Consider the following 19,609-nt stretch of genomic DNA (forward strand, 5'->3'; position numbering starts at 1 on the left):
ATATTATAACAGTTTTATATATCCGCTACAACGAAAATCTATTCAGCAAGCCTATTTTTTCGGCTGTCCCTGCGGTGTATGGTTCTGTGGACTGCCTACGTTTTGATTGCCTTTATTCTTCAATACAATATCCTCTGCCTTTACATACCAGTCCACATCTGCACCCGTATAGGTCTTTCTTGATACCGTATCGGCTACTGGATTGACAAGCTCCACAACTGCATTGTACGGAAATTCTCTTAACGGTACTTCTGGCGGTACAGACACGGGGATAATTCCACCATGCAAACTGCACTTCAAATCATAGATACGCTTTTTAAGCTGGGTACTCGGTGTCCCGTCCTCATTCTGTAAGAACACATCACGCACCGCTGTAAATTTTAATTCTCCAAATGTTTTCTCTTTGTCAATAACAAACCCGTTTGATAATCTCATAAATTCTTCACTCCTTTACTTTTCTTCAACTGCTACAATATCATCAGCAACTAACACATAATCGGTATGTCCCATATCCCCGATTGCATAACCTCTGCCGTATAACTTCGGATTGACAAGTTTTACTTTCTGTTCATACTTGAACTTTTTTTCGCCAGCCTGCACGGGAATTTCTACCACAACATTTTCGCCTTTCTGTACGTCAGAATAAAGGTTATAGCTTCGTCTTGCTAAGACCCTGCGGTTATTTTTATCTCTTTCAAAGACTGGCTCACTTTCGCCTGCAAATTCAAGAGTTCCAAAAGACTGTACCATATCTGGCACGACATATTTCATTTCCATATTGTTTTACCTCGTTTCTTTCTATTTTTGATAAATTGATTGTGATTTCTTATTCTGGCGGTTTGGGAAGTACCAGCAATCCCACAGATAGTAAAGGGTAAAATCAATGCTTACGCACCCTTGACTATCCGTGTTCTTGCAGGTTGTTGGCAGACAAGCCAGAATAAGCGGAAGTCTGCCGTTTGACAACTTCGGCGGAGAGCGTGATTTTTCTTTTCTCATACCGTTACCGCCTTATGATTTTTTCATTTTACGGCGTTTGTAGAAGAAGATACCTGCCAGTCCAGCACCAGAGGTCAAAAGAAGTGCAAGCAGTCCGTAAAGGTTTGTGTTATCGCCCGTTTTGGGACTGTCGCTCGGTCTGTTTGGCTTTTCTGGTGTCGGTGGTGTTTCGGGTTTCTCTGGTTCTTTTGGCTTTTCCTTAAAGGTAATCGTCTGTCCCTTATCCTCAATATCCTTATGCTCGGTAACTTTCTTCGGATCGTCTGGATTGCTTAAATCGTACAATTCTTCAAAAGTTACAAGCTGTTTGCCGTCAAGGGAAGTAGCGTCAAGGGTAAAGGCAACTTCCACTTTCATAGTTTCGCTGTCAGCAGTAAAAGTGTAATCACTTTCCACACGTTTCCCATTGATAAGAAGCTCGGCATTTTCTTTTTTCAACATCTGCCAGCCCACCAGTTTGTACTGTGTACCGACTTCTAAGCCCTCTAAGGTTACGGTATCAATGATTGTTACCTCTTTTCCAGCTTCAAGCTCTTTGTTGCCGTCCTTATCGGTAGCAGTCGTATGAATTTTGATGATACGCTCTGTGATAAGTACGGTCTGCCCGTCGTCCTCAATGTCTTTATGCTCCGCAACTTTCACGGGTTCGTCTGGATTGCTGAAATCATACAATTCTTCAAAGGTAACAAGGTTCTTGCCACCTAAAGCAGACGCATTGAATATATAGGAAATTTCCACTTTCATTTCTTCATCATCAGCGACAAAGGTATAATCGTTTTCTACACGTTTCCCGTCAATGATAAGCTCGGCGTTTTCTTCCTTTAACATCTGCCAACCTTTCAACTGATACTTTGTGCCTTTTGTAAGCCCGTTTAATTTGACAGTATCAACGATTGTTACCTCTTTTCCTGCAAGGATAGTTTTTTCGCCGTCCTTGCTGGTCGCTGTGGTATGGATAGAGATTTCTTTTTCGTATTCATCAGTCAACGTTCCTAAATCAATCACAAGGTTATTTCTTGATACCACGATTTCAAAAGGTGGGATAAGTTCAAAGCCTTTGTTACTGTCGCAACGCATTTCTTCAATGATGTAGGTATCATAAGGTAATGCACCCTTGCTGTCGTCTGGTTCAGAAGTTCCAAACCACACACCGTCCTCGCTGGTCTTGCCTGCGTTGGTATTGTGCTTATGCGAAGCCCATTCAGAAGAAGTGGAAAACTGCCCGTTATCATCAGTTACAACTATATGATTTTCGCCCGTTGTCTTGCTTGTGATCCTAAAAGGAACATCAGCAAGACGCTTGTGTGTGCCTGCACCGATTTTTACACCCTCAATATCTCCACGCTTAATCTGATTATAGATAGAATGGGCTTCGTCGGTTAAGTCCACGATTTTTCCATTTTCTGTGATTGTAAAATCAATCGGTTTTGCACCGTCTGTCAAATATCCGTCTGGTGCTTCGCTCTCAACGATACGGAAGTTTCCATAAGGTAAAAGGTCAGCAGAAGTAGAAGCGATACCCTCAATATCGGTACGAATTGTCTTTACCACTTCATTTTTCTTATAGAGCTTGCCCTCAACCAATACTGCATTATCATTTAAGGAAATGATGTCAAAGGCAGTATCTTTTAAAGTTGCACTTCCTTGTGGTTTGGTATCGCCCGTTTCTAAATCTCGTTTCTGAATTTTCACACCGCCACGGATAACCTTATCTGATACGGAAAACTGGTTACTTCCAGATAATACGGCAAGGTCGCCGTCCTCGGTAATCTGTGTAAGGTATAAGTCTTTTATCTGTTCGGACTTATCGCCAGCCTGCATATATGCACCGTCTAACAAGTATCCGTTTGGAGCTTTTGTTTCTTCAACGGTTAGCGTTCCAAGTGGAAGAACCGCTTTACCGTCCTGCATATAGAAGCTATCGCCAGATACTTTGTATGCGTCCGCAAATTTTGTGATGTAGTGGGTTGACCCGTCGCTGTCTGTTTCAGCGATTGTCTTTGTAACCCATGTACGAGTAGCTTCGGCAGGGAGATTGTCTTTATTATAGAAGCCTGCATAATACTTCCATGTAAATTCCGCACCTGCTAGAGAAGCGTTCCCCTGCGGATTGTCTTTCTGTGTTTCCATATCAATCTTGAAAAGCTCAATCAACGTGTCCGTTACTTTTGGTGTATCAGATACTTTCAAAGTCGCTGTTTTTCCAGCTTCAACCTTTAAGGAATATATAGTTTTATCTACTTTATATCCTGCTGGTGCGGATAATTCCTTGATATAGACTGTGCCTGCTTTTACCTCTACAACATCTGTATTTCCGTTTTCATCAGTCGTAAGAGTGGCAAGCTGTTTCGTGCAGTTCTTATCAGAAAAGACACCGTATGTTGCACCAGCGATAGAGTAATTCCCGTTACCGTCTGTAATGCTGGTATTACTGGTAGCCTTTTTAAGTTTCGCATTTCCGATATTTAACTTCGCCCAGAATTGCCCCAATTCCTGCCCCTCGCCAGAGTAGATATAACCGCCACATTCATAACGTCCTTTATTTTCTTTGACAAAGGCTCTTGCACCAGAGAAAACTTCGTCCTGCGTTGCCTTTGGAATTTCATCATAAGAAGCTCTCACGTTGTCGCATTGCCAGCCAAGATGTACGCTCAATCTCTGCCAGACAACAAGCTGTCTTAAAAGGTAGGCGTGATTGTTGCTTATTCCGCTGTGGCTGTCTGTGTACTGTTTCACATATTCGATAGATAAGGCAACGTCGCTTATCTGGTCGGCACTCATACGGGTGCTTGCGTCAATTCTGGTCTTGTAGCCATTCCTAAAATCTGTGTTAATGTCGATACAGTAAGCGTCCTCGCCCTCGACGGTCAAATGTCCCTCGTTAAAAGTAGAACCAATCGAACCGTCATTCATTACTTTTTCAACGATACCGACACGCTCTTTTGACTCCGTCCAGTATTGCTTGCTTTCTGCATGAACGGGTGTCGTCGGTAAAGTAGTAACGACAGTTGCAAGAGCTAAGAAGCCAGTACACAATCGTTTTAACATCTTTTTCATAAATCTAATGCTCCTTTCATTTTGGGTAATAAAATAGCCGTCCAATAAGAACGGCTGGAAATAGAAAAGGAACGTCATGTTAGGCGTTCCATAGTCTATAAGTTATTCAATTTTTTCTTGTTTCAATACTGATGTGTTGTACCATATCTTTGCATATCTAGGAAAACTTGCGTATCAAGGCTCATTCGTTAGTAGTAAATAAGTAGTAAATTGATGTGTTTGTTTCCTTGAAAATGCTGATAGATACTGTGTTTTAGCGGATAATCAGATTTTTATTGTGTTTTTAACAAATAAACAGTCCAATACTTATCATCTTTATTTATTGTAATATACTGTTTATTAGGAGAAATTTTAAAGTTGACTGATTTATAATCATTTGTTAGAGGGGTAATCTCTTTTGTTTTTAAATGGAGTGAACATAAGTTCATATCTGCTGATTGAAAATAAAGAATATCATCATTTAATAAATTCAACGTATTGACAATATATCCTTTTTCATGAAAAGTATATATATGATCTTGATAACGCACATAATCAAATGAATAGTTTTGTCCTTGATATTCTCCTTGAATATTTTCTACTTTTCCTTCTGCATATTGTCCGTCTTGAAAAACAAGAATTTGATCTATTATTTCTTCATCGCCATGTACCATACATAGAAAAATATCTTCAAATCGCATAGACTGCTGAACATCCTCATTTTGTGGCAATACTTCTACTTCTTCTGATTGAAACTGTTCCTGTACCCATTGACGAAATTGACTATTGAACGCATAGACAATCCCAACCGAAGATAAAGATAATATCAAAACAAGAAAACAAATAGTTGCTTTATATATGATTTTTTTCTTTCTATATTTATATTTTTGCTGATTTATATTAAATTCTTTCCAGTCTTCTGGTGTTTTCACTAAGTCAAATTCTTTAAACTTATTCATAAAACTCACCAACCTTTTTTCTAAGTTCTTCCCTTCCTCTTTTCAAATGAGATTTCACTGTATTTTCTTTCATCTTCATAATTGATGCAATTTCTGCACATTTATATCCCTCATAATAATATAAATACATAACGTTCCTTTTCTTTTTAGGAAGTTTTAATACCTCTGACAATAATGTCAACTGCTCTTGATGTCCAGCAATAATGACATCATCTATATTGATTTGTGGTTTATAGAATAATCTTTGATAATTATGACATTCATTGATACTTACACGTATGATCCATCGTTTCAAATGCTGTTGATCTTGAAAATCATCTTTCTTTAAGAATAATTTCATCAATACATTTTGAAAACAGTCTTTAGCATCATCTACATTCCGTAAATTAAGTATACAGATTCTTGTAATTAAATCTGCATAATCTTCCACAATATCCTCATAAGAATTTCCTAAAATCATTTCAGGCATATTTTTCACCTTCCCTCATTATATAAACGTTTCTCACAAATATCTGGTTGAAAAAAAAAGAAAGAAAAACAATCATTTTCTTTCTTATCTTATATCATATTCTCCTTGAAATTTCTCAAAATGACCTTGTAAAAAATCAAAGCGATCAATAACTTTCAAATTGTGTTCTTTACAAAACTCCATCATTTGTCTATACATTCCTTCATTAAAATCAGAAGGATCATGAGCATCAAATCCTAAAATAACATCATTTCCTACTTCTCCAACAGTTTTCCAAAAATGTGTATTTGGATATGCATAAATCTTTTCACCGTTGACATTTCTTAGTCCTCTTCGTATCCCACCAGCATTGACTTCTAATGGAATATTTAAAGCCTTAGCTTTTTCACAAATTCTTTGAGTAACAGTTCTTGCATCTAAATCAAATTCCTTATACCCAACTAAAAATAAATCTGGATGAGCTAAGTAACTAAATAAACCAGTTTCTAATGCCTTTTCAACATCATTACAATAATGATAAATATCTTTTTTCTTCATATTTTCTTTTCCAAAATATTCATTATGAATACAATGCTTATGAAAATGATGTCCTAAAATCAAATAATCTACTTTATGTTCATAAAGCAAACTTTGATAATAATCAAAATATTCTTCTAAACCTTCAGCTTCAAAACCTTTATAGATTATAATTTGATCCTGATACTTTTTTTGACAATCTTCAATAGCTTCCAGATAGCTATCTAAATCTTTATGAGGCATTCTCATTCCAGGACCATTTTTAACTAAAGAATAAGCAAGAGATAATAAACTCCTTACCCCTCTAACAGCAGGAAGAGATTTCAAAAGATGTTGACGATAATGTGGTAAAGGAATGTGTTCTGAAATACCTAATTCTTCTATTCCCATATGAATAGCAGCCTGAACCATATCTTCTTCTGTTCCATTTGCATGACCACAGCGATAAGTATGTGTATGAAAATTAGTCTTCTTCATAATACACCTCCTGTAAATATAAGCCTTGTGGTTTTGCCTTAAAAAGGCACTTCTTTTCACCACAGCTTTCTAACATTTCTAAAAGTTTTTCTTTTTCAATTCTATGTGCCCCAACTTGTATGATTCCTCCTACAAGATGTCTCACCATATAACGTCTAAAACCATTACCAATTAATCGGAAAGTAATGATACCATCCTCTTCTTCAATATCAAAAGTATATAGTGTACGAATTGTATTTCCATATTGATCATAACTACAAAATGATGCAAAATTATGTTCTCCTATAAAAATTTTTGCAGCATCTCTCATCAAGTCTATATCTAAAGAACGACCATACTGATAAATATAATTTGTTTGAAACGGATCATATTCTTTTGTACTTAATAAATATCGATATTCTTTTTTGAGAGCACTATAACGTGAATGAAAATTTTCATCAACATATTGAGCATCCAAAATATAAATATCATTAGGTAAAAAATGATTAATAGCTCTTTTCCATTGCATTTCAGGTAATGTCTTCTCTGTATCAAAATGAAAAACCTGATGAACGGCATGAACCTTAGCATCAGTTCTGCCTGATGCATGAATGACTGTTTCTACTTCATTTATTTTTTTGATTGCTTTTTGAATTTCTCCTTGAATTGTACGTTCACGATTTTGTACTTGAAAGCCATGAAAACGACTTCCATCATAACTCACTATACATTTTACTCTCATAAAACAATACTCATTATAACCATTGCACTACATATGACAATGACACATAAAAATGCAATCGTATCAGATACTGTCCATACAAGCTGTTTATATCTTGTACGTTTAGCTTCTGGATTATAATTACGACTTTCCATAGCATTAGCTAAATCTTCTGCTCTTTGAAAAGCAGAAATAAATAGAGGAATAATCAAAGAAACAATAGAAAGAATTTTTTCTTTTAAAGTCCCTTCAGAAAATTCTACACCTCGACTGGCTTGAGCCTTCATAATTCTTTGCGTTTCTTCTAACAATGTTGGAATAAAACGTAATGCAATAGAAATCATCATAGCGACTTCATGTGTAGGGAATCCAATTCTTTTAAAAGGAGATAAAAGATGTTCTATTCCCAATGTTAAATCTAAGGGTTTTGTCGTTGCTGTAAGAATTGTTGTCATAACAATAATTAAAATCAATCTTATAAAAATATATAATGTTTGTAAAACTGCCTGATCATAAATCTTTATAAAACCAATAGATATGAGTAAATTTCCCTGCTGGATAAACAAGAGATTAAAGATCATTAAAAAAGCCATCATAAAAATCATTGGTTTAATTGCTTTTAAAATTTGGGAAACTTTAATATGTGATAGTAATGCCATTATAATCACAAATATTCCTAAAATAGCATACCCTAAAAATCCAGCATCAAAAAAGACTGCAATTAACAATAAAAGTAATGAACCAATTTTTAATCTTGGGTCTAAACGGTGGATAAAACTATCAATAGGTATGTATTTTCCAAACATCATATTATTCATAGAGTTGCCCTCCTATTTCTTGTATTAAAACGTTGATATCTTTAATAGAAGGATCTAAATGGAAACCATTTTCATTCAGTTTTAAAATAAAGGATGTTATTATAGGTAAATCAATACTTAAAGATGTTAAATAATCTGTTTCTTTAAATAACTCATTGACTGTTACATGTTTTTCTACATGTCCATGATTCATCACAACTACATCATCACAGTACTCTAAAACCTGATTCATATCATGAGATACCAAGATAACTGTTTTTCCTTCTTGATTCACTTTTTTAAATAATTGAAGCATCTCTTTAGCTCCTTGTGGATCAAGACCAGCTGTAGGTTCATCTAAAATCAGAATATCTGGATTCATAGCTAAAATTCCCGCTATAGCAATACGACGCTTTTGTCCTCCTGATAAATCAAAAGGAGAACGTTCTAAATAAGATTCATCTAAACCAACAAGTTGAATCATGTCTTTAGCAATCTTAATGGCTTCTTCTTCACTGATTCCGAAGTTTTTTGGTCCAAAAATAATATCTTTGAGTATTGTTTCTTCAAAAAGCTGATATTCAGGAAATTGAAAAACAAGTCCCGCTTTTTTTCTTAATGGTTTTAAGGATGAGGGTTTATTTGTTGCGGTTATTAAAATATCTTCTATTTGTACTTGACCAGAAGTTGGTAACAACAGTGCATTAATATGTTGAATGAGTGTTGATTTTCCACTCCCTGTATGCCCTATAAGTGCTGTCATGCTACCTTTTTTTATATTCAGATTCACACCTTTTAAAGCATGATATGCAAAAGGAGTATCTGCAGAATATGTATGTTCTACTTCTTTGAATGTAATTGACATAATTCTTTCACCAACTTTTCTCTATCAATTTGATTTGTTATAGAAATTCCTAACTTCTGTAATCCTTCACTCACTTTATAGGCAAACGGGATATCTAATGATAGACGTTCTATTTCATCTTTTTTCATTAGAACATCTTCTGGTTTTCCTTCATCCACAACATGCCCATCACTTAATAAAATGACATAATCCGATAAAGCTGCTTCTTCAATATCATGAGTAATAGACACAATTGTCATATTTTTATCTTTATTTAATTGATGAACCAATGCATTTATTTCATTTTTTCCTCTTGGATCCAACATACTTGTTGCTTCATCTAAAATAATGATGGATGGACTCATTGCAAGTATACCTGCAATAGCAACTCTTTGTTTTTGACCACCAGAGAGTTTTGTAGGTTCATGATCTAAAAATTCATACATATTAACTTTTTTAGCATATTCATTAATAATATCATCCATTAAAGCAGGATCAACACAATTATTTTCTAATCCAAAAGCAATATCATCCCTCACTGTAGAACCAATAAATTGATTATCAGGATTTTGAAAAACAATTCCCATCTGATTTCTCACTTGACTTAATGTTTCTTCAGATAAGGAGATTCCACCTACAATAATATCTCCAGATTTTTTTTCTAATAATCCCATAAGAAGTTTCGCAATCGTACTTTTTCCACTTCCATTATGTCCTAAAATTGTTGTATATGAACCTTTTTGAATTTGAAATGAGATATCATCTATAGTTAATATATCCTCATCATATCCAAAAGATAAGTGTTTCACTTCAATTATTTTTTCCATACCTAGCCTCCAAGTAGTTCAATTTTAGTATGATTTATTTCTGTTGTCAACTTCATCTTTTTATAATGATTATGTTGTTATCACATAAATTCTTCATGTTGCATTTCATCTAATTCCATAGCAATTTTTATACAGCTATCTAAATTTTGCTTATAATGGATAGAAAAAAACAGCTATATAACAAATCAAATAAATATTTCAAAGATAGGCTACTTGCATAATCAGCAATTTTAGTATAAATCAATTCTCGTGAAGACATTTTTAATGTTACATCAGCCATCTGTGATAAATAGTTTTCTTCAATATTCGTAATCGCAATGATAGCTGTTCCTTTCTTTTTTAAGGTTTGTATAAGACGTTGAATGCATGGAGCATGTCCTGAATAAGAAACGATGATAGCACAATGATTATGGTCACTTAATAAATATGTTGAATCTAATTCATCGCTCAAGGAACATAATTGAACATGTTGCTTTAAAATGTACATACGACTTTGAAAAGAACGAGCAATATCAATATTTTGTTTACGACCATATACATCAATGACTTGACAGTCACGCAACAATCTCATCGCTTTTTGTAAATCATCATGTCTTAACAATGAATAAGTATCTTGAATTGTTTCTCTTTCTAAAATACATAAATTATTAGCAATAGTCATTATATCATCATTAATAACAAAAGGAATATTGGCATCCACCTGCTGATTTAAATATAAATATTCTAATTCTTTAAGATAAGCTTCTTTCAACTCATTCCATCCATCATATCCTAGTTTTTTAGCAATTCGTACGAATAAAGGAGCAGATGTATATGTTTGTTGGGCAATTTGAGAAATAGTCATGTCTTTTATTTCTAAACCTTTTTGTAAGATATAATCAATAATGACTGTTTCACTTGGTGAAAAATGAGTTTTTTCTATTTTATGTATAAGCATATGATCACCTCTTTTTAACTACTAATTATAAACGAAAGATGTATAATATGCAAAATAAAAACACATCAAATGATGGCTCTATACTAAAACTGGAGGGGAAGTAATATTCAAAACTTCATCTTCCAGTTTTTTTATATAATAATAGACATAGTCGATAACTCGTTTTACAATTAGTTCACCACAAACAAAATGAAAGGAGTTATTTTCTATGTCCAATCCCAATTATACCAATGATATCTTAAAATCGCTAGAATTAAATTCAATGAATGGTATGTTTTTTCCTATGCCTTATCCTGATTCTGATTCCTGTTTCAGATACGAACGTAAACCTAATGGTTCCATTATTAAATATGTTAATATCGTATCTTCTTCAATGAGCAAACCTTGTCCTCATTGCGGTTGCATTGATCGTCATGATTCTAAAGGCATCAGAAAAATTTTTCTTACCCATACTTCAAATGGGCATTTAAAGACCATACTCGAGGTCACTTATAGAAGGTACAAATGCAAGCATTGCCATAAATATTTCAAGGATAACATCCCTTTTAGATTCCCTCATTCTAAGCTGACTACCATCGCTGCCCAAACCTGTCTTTTTGGCTTTAGAGAAAATACTGCAATGGCTGTACTTGCTAGATCTCATGGTCTTTCCAAAAGCACTGTCTATAGATTATTTTATCATCATATAGACATTCCTCTAAGATTCTATCATCTTCCTTCTACGATCTCCATTGATGAATTTAGGGCAACAGTTGATGAAGGCACTTTTGCTTTTCATATAACTAATCCCATTACTGGAAAAACTATTGATATCATTGCAGATAGACGTGCTTCTTATCTAAAAAACTATTTCATGAGATTTCCTTACGATGAACGAAAGAAAGTCAAAATCATCGTCATGGATCTCTCAGGTGCTTTCCACTCAATCATGCATTCTCTTTTTCCTCAGGCTCAGATCATTGCTGATAGATTTCATTATACAAGAATTGTAAGAGAAAACATGGTTCAAGCAAGAATCAATTGTTGTAAAAATCTTAAAGATGATTCTCTATCAAAACTTATCAAAAGAAATCTTCATCTTTTTGACCAATATAAAAATAGACTTAATGAAAAGAAAGCGTGGTATTATCCATACTTTAAAAAACACATGACAAACAAGCAGCTAGTTGAAGCAATTCTTGAACTTGAATCGTGTGAAGAGCTAAAAATCAACTATGACATTTATCAGGATTTCCTGAAAATACTTAATGAGCCACACAATGATTATAAGAAAGCATTAAATGATTGGCTTGATCATATTTTCAAGACAGAAAATCATTATTATATGACTACTGCTAAAAACTTCAGGAAAAACTGGTTCATGCCAATACTAAGATCATTGACATATACAACATACTACACGAGAAAAAACAAAAAAATAAAAACATGCTTCAATAATGGATTCATTGAAAGCATGAATAATAAGGTGAAACTAGTCAAGCGTAATGCCTATGGCTATAGATATTTTCAAAACCTAAGAAAAAGAATACTTCTGCATCTTGGTTTTAAGTATGACATTATTTAAAAAAGGAAGTAACTGATTCAGTTACTTCCCCTCCACTCTTGACACAGAGCCCAAATGATGTGCTTTTCTACTTTGAGTTCAATTGTTTTTCTTTCATCATTGCAACCTCTTCTAATAACTGACATTCTTGTTCTTTCATTTGCTGATACATTGTTTCTGTATCCATTGATTGATGTTCTAAAGGATCTTTATGATTTTCTACAAAGTGCTGATTCAATCTTTTCTTTGCTTTCTCATCAATTTGTTTTCTTAAAAGATGTAATGATGAAATTCTTTTTTCCTCTTTTTCTTTCATTTCCTCTACTTCATTTTCTAAATCATTTATATTCAATACAACATCTTGTTCTTTATTCAGGTTCTTCTTTTGAGGTTCCTCATGAAAAATTTTTTGATAAGCTTCTTTAGCTTTTTCATTAATTTCATTTCTATTTGCTTTCATAATATTTGTCCTCCTTTATTTGACGACTTCATTATAAAATGTAAAAATAGAAATATCTATATAAGTAAAGCATTTGATAACGCTATTAACAAATAATGAAATAAAAAATGCTCTTTTTGTTAATAAAATAAAAGAAAAAGGGATGAATTATCATCACCTTTTAGAATAAACCAATAATTGCCATTGGTGCATTATCACCTTTACGATTATATGTTTTTAAAACACGAGTGTATCCACCATTTTTATCTGCATATTTTGGTGCAACTTCATCAAATAATTTTTGAACAGCTGTCTTACCAGTAGCAGGATCAACAACATCTTGTAATACTTGTGCTGCTTGTCTTCTTGCATGTAAATCTCCACGTTTACCTAAAGTAATCAATTCATCAACGATTGAACGAACTTCTTTAGCTCTAGTCACTGTTGTTTCAATTTTTCCATACATGATAACATCTGTAGCTAAGTTACGTAACATTGCTTTTCTATGAGATGATACACGCCCTAATTTTCTATTGTGTGCCATAAATTAGTGCTCCTTCCAATATTTTTCGTCTATCATTAATCAACTTGTTTAAATCCTAAACCTAATTCGATTAATTTTTCTTTAACCTCTTTAAGAGATTTCTTACCTAAGTTTCTTACTTTAATCATATCGTCTTCACTCTTAGAAGCGAGTTCTTGAACTGTTTGAATACCAGCTCTTTTTAAGCAATTATATGAACGTACAGATAAGTCTAATTCTTCAATAGTCATATCTAATACTTTATTACTTGTATCTTCTTCAGTTTCACTCATAACTTCCATGTTCATTGCCATATCAGTTAACTCAACAAACATATTTAAGTGTTCCACTAAAATTTTAGCAGCTAACGCTAAAGCTTCATGTGGCTGAATAGAACCGTCAGTAGTGACTTCTAAAGTCAGTTGATCATATTTTGCACTTTGACCTACACGAGTTGGCTCAACATCATAAGCAACTTTCACAACTGGTGAATAAATAGAATCTGTTGCAATAACACCAATTGTATTAATCATTTTCTTATTTTGATCAGCACTCATGTAACCACGATCTTTATGAGCATACATTTCCATATAGAAATGTGCTCCTTCTGCAACATGTGCAATTTCCATATCATTTGAAATCATAGTCACATTAGATGGGCATTGAATATCAGCACCAGTAACAACAGCTGGTCCCTTAACATCAATAACCATCGTTACATCATCATCACCATCAATTGCAAAAACCAATTTTTTAATGTTTAAGATAATTGAAGTGACATCTTCAACGACACCATCAACTGCAGAAAATTCATGGATTGCTCCCTGAACTTTAATTGCATGTACTGCACATCCAGGAATAGATGACAACAAAACTCTACGTAATGCATTTCCTAAAGTTGTCCCAAACCCTCTTTCAAGTGGTTCAATTACAAACTTACCATAGAAATCTGTTTCATCATATTCTGCGACATTAAAATTTGCTTTTTCAAACTTTTGCATTATTTCCCTCCTCACTTAGAAATAACTACTTTTTAACTTCATTATCCACGAGGACGTTTTGGTGGACGACAACCATTATGTGGAATTGGTGTCACATCATTAATTGAAGTAACTTCTAATCCAGCAGCTTGTAAAGCTCTAACTGCAGCTTCACGTCCTGGTCCAGGTCCTTTAACACAGACGTCAACAGTTTTCATACCATGATCCATTGATGCTTTTGCAGCAGCTTCAGCAGCCATTTGAGCAGCATATGGAGTAGATTTTCTTGATCCTTTGAAACCAAGTGCACCAGCACTTGACCAAGTGATTACATTCCCATGTTCATCAGTTACAGTAACAATTGTGTTATTGAAAGTTGAATGTACATGTGCGACACCTTTTGCTATATTCTTTTTAACACGTCTTTTACCACGAGTATTGTTTCTTGCCATTTTCGTTCAACCTCCTATTTTTTCTTACCAGCAATTGGACGAGCTTTACCTTTACGAGTACGAGCATTTGTTTTTGTTTTTTGTCCACGTACTGGAAGTCCTTTACGATGACGGATTCCTCTATAGCATCCAATTTCCATTAAACGTTTAATATTTAATGCAACTTCTCTACGAAGGTCTCCTTCAACTTTATAATTTTCTACTTCTTTTCTTAATTTTCCTTCTTCTTCTTCTGTTAAGTCTTTAACTCTTACATCTTCACTGATGCCAGTTGCAGCACAAATTTTTTGAGCTGTAGATAAACCGATACCATAAATATAAGTTAAAGAAACTACCACACGTTTATCACGTGGGATATCAACACCTGCTATACGAGCCATTGTTTCTCCTCCTATTAACCTTGTCTTTGTTTATGTTTTGGGTTTTCACAGATTACCATTACTCTACCCTTACGTTTAATTACTCTGCATTTATCGCATATTGGTTTTACAGATGGTCTTACTTTCATCTTAATCTTTACCTCCTTTGGGAAGATTTTCTACTTATGTCTAAATGTGATTCGCCCACGTGTTAAATCATATGGAGAAATCTCTACGGTTACTTTATCCCCCGGTAAAATGCGAATGTAATTCATACGGATTTTACCAGAAACGTGAGCCAGAATAACCGCTCCATTTTGCAACTCTACTTTAAACATTGCATTTGGTAATGTTTCAAGAACAGTTGCTTCTACTTCAATAACGTCATCTTTTTTTGCCATTGATTATAACTCCCTTTTAAAGTTTTGTCAAAATCTCATACCCATCACTTGTAATGACAATAGTATGTTCATAGTGAGCTGCAAGAGAGCCATCTCTCGTTACAACAGTCCAATCATCATCTAACACATTTGTTTCACATCTTCCTAAATGTGCCATTGGCTCTATTGCAAGAGTCATTCCCTCTTTTAATCTAGGTCCTTTACCAGGTGCTCCATAATTAGGAACTGAAGGATCTTCATGAACCTTTGTTCCAATACCATGACCTGTATAATCTCTTGGCGTAGAACACCCATGACTTTCTAGATATGTTTGTACAGCATGAGATATATCGGATAAACGATTGCCAGGTTTCACTTGAGATAAACCTGCATAAAGTGATTCTTCTGTCACTTTCATTAAATGAGCAGCTTCATCACTAACTTGGCCTACTGCATATGTCCATGCACTATCACCATGATAACCCTTATAACAAGCACCAACATCCACTGAAATAATATCACCATCTTTTAATTTTCTTTGACTCGGAATTCCATGAACAACAACTTCATTAATTGAAGTACAAACAGCTCCTGGAAAACCATAAAGATTGAGAAATGATGGTGTTGCACCAGCATCACGTATGACCTTTTCACAAAATTTATTAATTTGAGCAGTCGTTATACCCGGTTTAATAAATTCTTTTAATTGACTGTGAACAAGTGCCACAATGCGACCAGCTTCACGCATTAATTCAATTTCTCTTTGGTCTTTTGTGACAATCATTATTTACCCTCCAAGCTTTTTTCAATGTCCTTAAAGACGTCTTCCATTGGTTGGTCACCATTAATATTAATGATTGAACCTTTCATTGTATAATAATCAATTAAAGGTCTTGTTTGTTTGTTATAAGTATCAAGTCTAATCTTGACTGCTTCTTCGCTTTCATCTTCTCTTTGATATAAAGCTCCACCACATTTATCACAAATGCCTTCAACTTTAGGTGGATTAAACTCAACATGGAATGTTGCTCCACAATTTTTGCAAGTTCTTCTTCCAGATAATCTTGTAATCAATTTTTCAACAGGAATATCTAAGTTAATAATTGCATCAATTGTAAAATCAAATTCTTTCGCAATACTTTCAAGCTCTCTTGCTTGAACTATTGTTCGAGGGAAACCATCTAAAATAAATCCATTTTCAAAAGTATTTTCTTTTAAATATTCCCTTACCATTTCAATCGTATAATCGTCTGGTACAAGGTGCCCAAATTGCATGAAATATTTAGCGATAACACCAAATTTTGTTTGTTCACGCAAAGCCTTTCTAAATAAATCGCCAGTTGATATTTGTGTTAAGCCGTATTTATTAACAAGTCTTTCAGCTTGAGTCCCTTTACCAGCACCAGGAGGCCCCATTAAAATAATGTTCATTTTTCTACACCCCTTTTATTATACTATTTTCTTATATATCCATGATACTCTTTACGAGTAATTAAAGTTTTAATTTGTCTTGTTGTTTCTAATGCAACCCCTGTGATGATAATTAAACCAGTTCCTCCTAATGTTAATGAAGCATTAGAAGTTTGTGACCAGATGACTGGTGTCATAATAGGAATTGCCGCAACAATCACTAAGAAAATTGATCCAACGACAGTAACTCTATTTAAAACTGTACTGATAAAATGTTCGGTATCTTTTCCAGTTCTTACTCCTGGAATAGAACCACCATTTTTCTTCAAATCCTCACTAATCTTATGTGCATCAATTTGCAAATTAGAATAGAAGAAAGCAAACAAAACAATCATTACTAAATATAGGCAAAAACCAAAAGGTTCTTGATAATTTAAGATTGTATCAATCATCTGCGTTACATCATTTGACTCCATAAAACTAATGATTGTTCTAGGAGCAGCTAAAACTGATGAAGCAAAGATAACTGGTAACACTCCAGAACTATTAATTTTAATAGGCATATGTGTTGTATCTTTTGTTCGCATTGTTGGATTAGAATTTGTTGCATACATAATTGGAATTTTTCTAACTGCACCTTCATTGAAAACAACAAAGATAACAATTGCAAGATATACAATAACAAATAATGCATACCATAAAATTCCAAAAACTATAGTTTGTGTTCCTTCAGAAAAAGAAACTAAGTTATTGAATGTTGTAATAAAGTTTGCTGGTAAATTGGCAACAATCCCCGTAAAGATAAGTAATGAAGTTCCATTACCAACACCTTTTTGAGTAATTTGATCGCCAATCCACATCGCTAACATACTTCCTGCCATCATAACAACAACTACATATGCATAATTCAACAATGATGATGAATCAAGAATTCCATACATTTTATCAAAAGCGTATGTCAATGATCCACCCTGGATTGCTGCTAAAACAAGAGTTACATATCGAGTAACACGATCCTTTTTCTTTTTTCCAGTATTTCCTTCTTTTTGCCATTGAGCTAATACTGGGATAACATCCATTGATAACAATTCAATAATAATGGATGCTGTAATATATGGAGAAATCCCTAATGAAAAAATAGAAAATCTTTCCAGCATTCCCCCACCTAACATGTTCATAATTCCTAAGATACCACTATTAGCTGCTGAAGCAGTAATTGCATCAGCGTTAATTGATGGAATTGTAATAGCGGCACCTAAACGGAATACAAACAACATACCAAGTGTAAATATAATTCTACGACGTAATTCACCTTTTTTAAAAACATTCTTAAAAAAGTTTAACATCCTAGATCACCTCAGTTTTTCCACCTGCGGCTTCAATTGCAGCAATGGCTGACTTTGAGAATTTCTTTGCTTTAACTGTTAAAGCAACTTCTAATTTTCCATTACCTAAAACTTTTAAACCATCTAATTCTTTTTTCACAAGTCCACATGCTTTTAAAGCTTCCATATCTACGACACTTCCAGCTTCAAATTTATTTAAGTCTTCTACATTGACAATAGCATATTCAACTCTATTGAAGTTTGTGAAACCACGTTTAGGTAAACGCATGAATAATGGTGTTTGTCCCCCTTCAAATCCAGGTTTCTTTCCTCCACCACTTCTTGCTCCAGCACCTTTTTGACCTCTACCAGAAGTTTTACCATGTCCTGAACTCGTTCCACGTCCAACACGTTTTCTATTTCTACGTGCTCCTTCAGTATATTGTAATTCGTGTAATTTCATTTTTACACCTCCTACTTACTTTCTTCAACTTTAACAAGGTGGCTAACAGTATTAATCATACCTTGAATAAATTCGTTGTTAACTTTTTCAACTGATTTATGCATTTTTGTTAAACCTAACGCTTTAAGAGTATCCTTTTGATTCTTTTTTGCACCAATTGGACTTTTTACAAGCGTAATGATAACTTTATTATTTTCTGCCATTTCTTACGCTCCTCCTATCCGTAAATTTCTTCTACTTTTTTATCTCTTAATTCAGCAACTTGTTGTACTGTTTTTAATAATTTTAAACCTTCAACTGTTGCACGAACCATGTTGATTGGAGTTCTAGAACCAATTGATTTAGAAATAATATCTGAATATCCAGCTAATTCAACAACCGCACGAACTGGACCACCAGCAATGATTCCAGTACCTTCAGATGCAGGTCTTAAGAATACATTTCCTGATCCATACATACCATTAATTTCATGAGGAATTGTTCCATGAATAATTGGTACATTAATAACATTTCTTTTAGCTGCTTCAGATGCTTTTCTAATAGCATCAGGTACTTCGTTAGCTTTACCTGTTCCAAATCCAACGCGACCTTTTTTATCACCGATAACAACTAATGCAGCAAAGCGGAATTTACGTCCCCCTTTAACAACTTTAGTTACACGGTTAATTGTGACAACACGTTCTTCGAATTCTTTTTCAACTCTTGGTCCATTTCTTCTTGGTCCATTTCTTCTTGGTCCATTTCTTCTTGGTCCATTTTCTCTTGGTTTACGTTGTTCCATTCTTTAACCTCCTATTAGAATTTTAATCCAGCTTCTCTAGCAGCTTCAGCTAGTGCTTTCACACGACCATGATAAATATATCCACCACGATCAAATACTACATTTTCAATATTTTTGGCAATAGCTCTCTTTGCAATTTCAGTACCAACTTGAGTTGCAGCTTCAATATTTCCACCGTTTGCTAATTTCATATCTACTGATGATGCTGCAACTAATGTTACACCATTAACATCATCAATAATTTGTGCGTGGATATGAGAGCTTGAACGGAATACATTTAAACGAGGACATTCAGGAGTTCCACTGATTTTTCTACGAACTCTCGCATGACGTTTTTTACGTAAATCGTTTCTTGACATAGATTTAGCCATGATTTTAGCTCCTTCCTTATTT

The 19,609-nt window shown here is 34.1% G+C and carries 26 protein-coding genes; 1 reads left to right on the plus strand and 25 read right to left on the minus strand.

The genetic code is table 11. The features are described from left to right. Window positions 1–51: 51 nt before the first annotated feature. The 11 genes from ACGHJ8_RS11470 to ACGHJ8_RS11520 form a co-directional block, all read right to left on the minus strand. Window positions 52–435, minus strand: a complete 384-nt coding sequence (locus ACGHJ8_RS11470; RefSeq protein ID WP_004843349.1) for a YdcP family protein — start codon at window positions 433–435, stop codon at window positions 52–54. A 15-nt stretch (window positions 436–450) separates the two neighbouring features. Next, a complete protein-coding gene (locus tag ACGHJ8_RS11475) occupies window positions 451–777 on the minus strand; it encodes a YdcP family protein (protein WP_004843348.1) in 327 nt (108 codons plus the stop codon). Window positions 778–1,011: 234 nt separating this feature from the next. Then, window positions 1,012–4,056 (minus strand): SrtB-anchored collagen-binding adhesin, encoded by a 3,045-nt coding sequence (locus tag ACGHJ8_RS11480; protein ID WP_009273766.1) that lies wholly within the window; start codon window positions 4,054–4,056, stop codon window positions 1,012–1,014. Between the two features lie 272 nt (window positions 4,057–4,328). Further along, window positions 4,329–4,994: a hypothetical protein gene (locus ACGHJ8_RS11485; RefSeq protein WP_390540460.1), complete on the minus strand. Its 666-nt coding sequence runs from the start codon at window positions 4,992–4,994 to the stop codon at window positions 4,329–4,331. Continuing rightward, window positions 4,987–5,463: an RNA polymerase sigma factor gene (locus ACGHJ8_RS11490; RefSeq protein WP_390540463.1), complete on the minus strand. Its 477-nt coding sequence runs from the start codon at window positions 5,461–5,463 to the stop codon at window positions 4,987–4,989. Before ACGHJ8_RS11490 ends, ACGHJ8_RS11485 begins: the two co-directional genes overlap by 8 nt. An 84-nt stretch (window positions 5,464–5,547) precedes the next feature. Then, entirely contained in the window at window positions 5,548–6,456 is a 909-nt protein-coding gene (locus tag ACGHJ8_RS11495; RefSeq protein ID WP_390540465.1) for a histidinol-phosphatase, read from the minus strand. Beyond that, a complete protein-coding gene (truA, locus tag ACGHJ8_RS11500) occupies window positions 6,443–7,177 on the minus strand; it encodes a tRNA pseudouridine(38-40) synthase TruA (RefSeq protein ID WP_087357979.1) in 735 nt (244 codons plus the stop codon). Before truA ends, ACGHJ8_RS11495 begins: the two co-directional genes overlap by 14 nt. After that, window positions 7,174–7,974: an energy-coupling factor transporter transmembrane component T family protein gene (locus tag ACGHJ8_RS11505; RefSeq protein WP_390540467.1), complete on the minus strand. Its 801-nt coding sequence runs from the start codon at window positions 7,972–7,974 to the stop codon at window positions 7,174–7,176. Before ACGHJ8_RS11505 ends, truA begins: the two co-directional genes overlap by 4 nt. Further along, a complete protein-coding gene (locus ACGHJ8_RS11510) occupies window positions 7,967–8,818 on the minus strand; it encodes an energy-coupling factor transporter ATPase (RefSeq protein WP_087357977.1) in 852 nt (283 codons plus the stop codon). Before ACGHJ8_RS11510 ends, ACGHJ8_RS11505 begins: the two co-directional genes overlap by 8 nt. Then, entirely contained in the window at window positions 8,794–9,624 is an 831-nt protein-coding gene (locus tag ACGHJ8_RS11515; protein ID WP_087357976.1) for an energy-coupling factor transporter ATPase, read from the minus strand. The genes ACGHJ8_RS11510 and ACGHJ8_RS11515 overlap by 25 nt, the downstream gene beginning before the upstream one ends. Before the next feature lie 139 nt (window positions 9,625–9,763). Beyond that, entirely contained in the window at window positions 9,764–10,561 is a 798-nt protein-coding gene (locus ACGHJ8_RS11520; protein WP_390540470.1) for a MurR/RpiR family transcriptional regulator, read from the minus strand. Between the two features lie 208 nt (window positions 10,562–10,769). Here ACGHJ8_RS11520 and ACGHJ8_RS11525 point away from each other — a divergent pair, with 208 nt between their 5' ends. Further along, a complete protein-coding gene (locus ACGHJ8_RS11525) occupies window positions 10,770–12,125 on the plus strand; it encodes an ISL3 family transposase (RefSeq protein WP_143746932.1) in 1,356 nt (451 codons plus the stop codon). Between the two features lie 67 nt (window positions 12,126–12,192). Here ACGHJ8_RS11525 and ACGHJ8_RS11530 read toward each other — a convergent pair whose 3' ends face one another. The 14 genes from ACGHJ8_RS11530 to rplR form a co-directional block, all read right to left on the minus strand. Further along, a complete protein-coding gene (locus tag ACGHJ8_RS11530) occupies window positions 12,193–12,564 on the minus strand; it encodes a hypothetical protein (protein WP_211963199.1) in 372 nt (123 codons plus the stop codon). A gap of 160 nt (window positions 12,565–12,724) precedes the next feature. Then, window positions 12,725–13,087 carry a 50S ribosomal protein L17 gene (rplQ, locus tag ACGHJ8_RS11535; protein ID WP_087357973.1) on the minus strand — a complete coding sequence of 121 codons (363 nt, stop codon included), beginning with the start codon at window positions 13,085–13,087 and terminating at the stop codon, window positions 12,725–12,727. 35 nt (window positions 13,088–13,122) lie between these two features. Beyond that, the gene (locus ACGHJ8_RS11540; RefSeq protein ID WP_087357972.1) at window positions 13,123–14,067 is read right to left on the minus strand and encodes a DNA-directed RNA polymerase subunit alpha; all 945 of its coding nucleotides are present in this window, start codon (window positions 14,065–14,067) and stop codon (window positions 13,123–13,125) included. A gap of 41 nt (window positions 14,068–14,108) precedes the next feature. Then, on the minus strand, window positions 14,109–14,498 hold the full coding sequence (gene rpsK, locus ACGHJ8_RS11545) for a 30S ribosomal protein S11 (RefSeq protein WP_087245396.1): 390 nt from the start codon (window positions 14,496–14,498) through the stop codon (window positions 14,109–14,111). 14 nt (window positions 14,499–14,512) lie between these two features. Beyond that, window positions 14,513–14,878, minus strand: a complete 366-nt coding sequence (rpsM, locus tag ACGHJ8_RS11550; RefSeq protein ID WP_087245394.1) for a 30S ribosomal protein S13 — start codon at window positions 14,876–14,878, stop codon at window positions 14,513–14,515. 14 nt (window positions 14,879–14,892) lie between these two features. Continuing rightward, a complete protein-coding gene (gene rpmJ, locus ACGHJ8_RS11555; RefSeq protein ID WP_006505646.1) occupies window positions 14,893–15,006 on the minus strand; it encodes a 50S ribosomal protein L36 in 114 nt (37 codons plus the stop codon). A gap of 30 nt (window positions 15,007–15,036) precedes the next feature. Then, on the minus strand, window positions 15,037–15,258 hold the full coding sequence (gene infA, locus ACGHJ8_RS11560; protein WP_087357971.1) for a translation initiation factor IF-1: 222 nt from the start codon (window positions 15,256–15,258) through the stop codon (window positions 15,037–15,039). Window positions 15,259–15,274: 16 nt separating this feature from the next. Then, entirely contained in the window at window positions 15,275–16,021 is a 747-nt protein-coding gene (gene map, locus ACGHJ8_RS11565) for a type I methionyl aminopeptidase (RefSeq protein ID WP_211963195.1), read from the minus strand. Next, on the minus strand, window positions 16,021–16,668 hold the full coding sequence (locus ACGHJ8_RS11570) for an adenylate kinase (protein ID WP_087357969.1): 648 nt from the start codon (window positions 16,666–16,668) through the stop codon (window positions 16,021–16,023). Before ACGHJ8_RS11570 ends, map begins: the two co-directional genes overlap by 1 nt. A 23-nt stretch (window positions 16,669–16,691) precedes the next feature. Continuing rightward, entirely contained in the window at window positions 16,692–17,993 is a 1,302-nt protein-coding gene (gene secY, locus ACGHJ8_RS11575) for a preprotein translocase subunit SecY (RefSeq protein ID WP_390540475.1), read from the minus strand. A gap of 1 nt (window position 17,994) precedes the next feature. Next, the gene (gene rplO / locus ACGHJ8_RS11580; protein ID WP_087357967.1) at window positions 17,995–18,435 is read right to left on the minus strand and encodes a 50S ribosomal protein L15; all 441 of its coding nucleotides are present in this window, start codon (window positions 18,433–18,435) and stop codon (window positions 17,995–17,997) included. An 11-nt stretch (window positions 18,436–18,446) separates the two neighbouring features. Beyond that, entirely contained in the window at window positions 18,447–18,638 is a 192-nt protein-coding gene (gene rpmD / locus ACGHJ8_RS11585; protein WP_087357966.1) for a 50S ribosomal protein L30, read from the minus strand. Window positions 18,639–18,652: 14 nt separating this feature from the next. After that, window positions 18,653–19,216 carry a 30S ribosomal protein S5 gene (rpsE, locus tag ACGHJ8_RS11590; RefSeq protein ID WP_087357965.1) on the minus strand — a complete coding sequence of 188 codons (564 nt, stop codon included), beginning with the start codon at window positions 19,214–19,216 and terminating at the stop codon, window positions 18,653–18,655. A 14-nt stretch (window positions 19,217–19,230) separates the two neighbouring features. Beyond that, window positions 19,231–19,587, minus strand: coding sequence for a 50S ribosomal protein L18 (rplR, locus tag ACGHJ8_RS11595; RefSeq protein ID WP_087357964.1), 357 nt, complete (start codon window positions 19,585–19,587; stop codon window positions 19,231–19,233). Window positions 19,588–19,609: the final 22 nt, after the last annotated feature.

The organism is Massiliimicrobium timonense (genome assembly GCF_042850985.1).
Classification (GTDB): domain Bacteria; phylum Bacillota_I; class Bacilli_A; order Erysipelotrichales; family Coprobacillaceae; genus Allocoprobacillus.

What these genes read in the sequence shown, in the direction of transcription:
- ACGHJ8_RS11520 (WP_390540470.1), bottom strand. Translation starts at nt 10,561, where the DNA reads ATGCTTATACATAAAATAGAAAAAACTCATTTTTCACCAAGTGAAACA.
- rplQ (WP_087357973.1), bottom strand. Translation starts at nt 13,087, where the DNA reads ATGGCACACAATAGAAAATTAGGGCGTGTATCATCTCATAGAAAAGCA.
- ACGHJ8_RS11485 (WP_390540460.1), bottom strand. Translation starts at nt 4,994, where the DNA reads ATGAATAAGTTTAAAGAATTTGACTTAGTGAAAACACCAGAAGACTGG.
- ACGHJ8_RS11495 (WP_390540465.1), bottom strand. Translation starts at nt 6,456, where the DNA reads ATGAAGAAGACTAATTTTCATACACATACTTATCGCTGTGGTCATGCA.
- map (WP_211963195.1), bottom strand. Translation starts at nt 16,021, where the DNA reads ATGATTGTCACAAAAGACCAAAGAGAAATTGAATTAATGCGTGAAGCT.
- rplR (WP_087357964.1), bottom strand. Translation starts at nt 19,587, where the DNA reads ATGGCTAAATCTATGTCAAGAAACGATTTACGTAAAAAACGTCATGCG.
- ACGHJ8_RS11470 (WP_004843349.1), bottom strand. Translation starts at nt 435, where the DNA reads ATGAGATTATCAAACGGGTTTGTTATTGACAAAGAGAAAACATTTGGA.
- truA (WP_087357979.1), bottom strand. Translation starts at nt 7,177, where the DNA reads ATGAGAGTAAAATGTATAGTGAGTTATGATGGAAGTCGTTTTCATGGC.
- rpsE (WP_087357965.1), bottom strand. Translation starts at nt 19,216, where the DNA reads ATGGAACAACGTAAACCAAGAGAAAATGGACCAAGAAGAAATGGACCA.
- rpsK (WP_087245396.1), bottom strand. Translation starts at nt 14,498, where the DNA reads ATGGCAAGAAACAATACTCGTGGTAAAAGACGTGTTAAAAAGAATATA.
- rplO (WP_087357967.1), bottom strand. Translation starts at nt 18,435, where the DNA reads ATGAAATTACACGAATTACAATATACTGAAGGAGCACGTAGAAATAGA.
- ACGHJ8_RS11505 (WP_390540467.1), bottom strand. Translation starts at nt 7,974, where the DNA reads ATGAATAATATGATGTTTGGAAAATACATACCTATTGATAGTTTTATC.
- ACGHJ8_RS11525 (WP_143746932.1), top strand. Translation starts at nt 10,770, where the DNA reads ATGTCCAATCCCAATTATACCAATGATATCTTAAAATCGCTAGAATTA.
- secY (WP_390540475.1), bottom strand. Translation starts at nt 17,993, where the DNA reads ATGTTAAACTTTTTTAAGAATGTTTTTAAAAAAGGTGAATTACGTCGT.
- ACGHJ8_RS11475 (WP_004843348.1), bottom strand. Translation starts at nt 777, where the DNA reads ATGGAAATGAAATATGTCGTGCCAGATATGGTACAGTCTTTTGGAACT.
- infA (WP_087357971.1), bottom strand. Translation starts at nt 15,258, where the DNA reads ATGGCAAAAAAAGATGACGTTATTGAAGTAGAAGCAACTGTTCTTGAA.
- ACGHJ8_RS11530 (WP_211963199.1), bottom strand. Translation starts at nt 12,564, where the DNA reads ATGAAAGCAAATAGAAATGAAATTAATGAAAAAGCTAAAGAAGCTTAT.
- ACGHJ8_RS11515 (WP_087357976.1), bottom strand. Translation starts at nt 9,624, where the DNA reads ATGGAAAAAATAATTGAAGTGAAACACTTATCTTTTGGATATGATGAG.
- rpsM (WP_087245394.1), bottom strand. Translation starts at nt 14,878, where the DNA reads ATGGCTCGTATAGCAGGTGTTGATATCCCACGTGATAAACGTGTGGTA.
- rpmJ (WP_006505646.1), bottom strand. Translation starts at nt 15,006, where the DNA reads ATGAAAGTAAGACCATCTGTAAAACCAATATGCGATAAATGCAGAGTA.
- ACGHJ8_RS11490 (WP_390540463.1), bottom strand. Translation starts at nt 5,463, where the DNA reads ATGCCTGAAATGATTTTAGGAAATTCTTATGAGGATATTGTGGAAGAT.
- ACGHJ8_RS11570 (WP_087357969.1), bottom strand. Translation starts at nt 16,668, where the DNA reads ATGAACATTATTTTAATGGGGCCTCCTGGTGCTGGTAAAGGGACTCAA.
- rpmD (WP_087357966.1), bottom strand. Translation starts at nt 18,638, where the DNA reads ATGGCAGAAAATAATAAAGTTATCATTACGCTTGTAAAAAGTCCAATT.
- ACGHJ8_RS11510 (WP_087357977.1), bottom strand. Translation starts at nt 8,818, where the DNA reads ATGTCAATTACATTCAAAGAAGTAGAACATACATATTCTGCAGATACT.
- ACGHJ8_RS11480 (WP_009273766.1), bottom strand. Translation starts at nt 4,056, where the DNA reads ATGAAAAAGATGTTAAAACGATTGTGTACTGGCTTCTTAGCTCTTGCA.
- ACGHJ8_RS11540 (WP_087357972.1), bottom strand. Translation starts at nt 14,067, where the DNA reads ATGCAAAAGTTTGAAAAAGCAAATTTTAATGTCGCAGAATATGATGAA.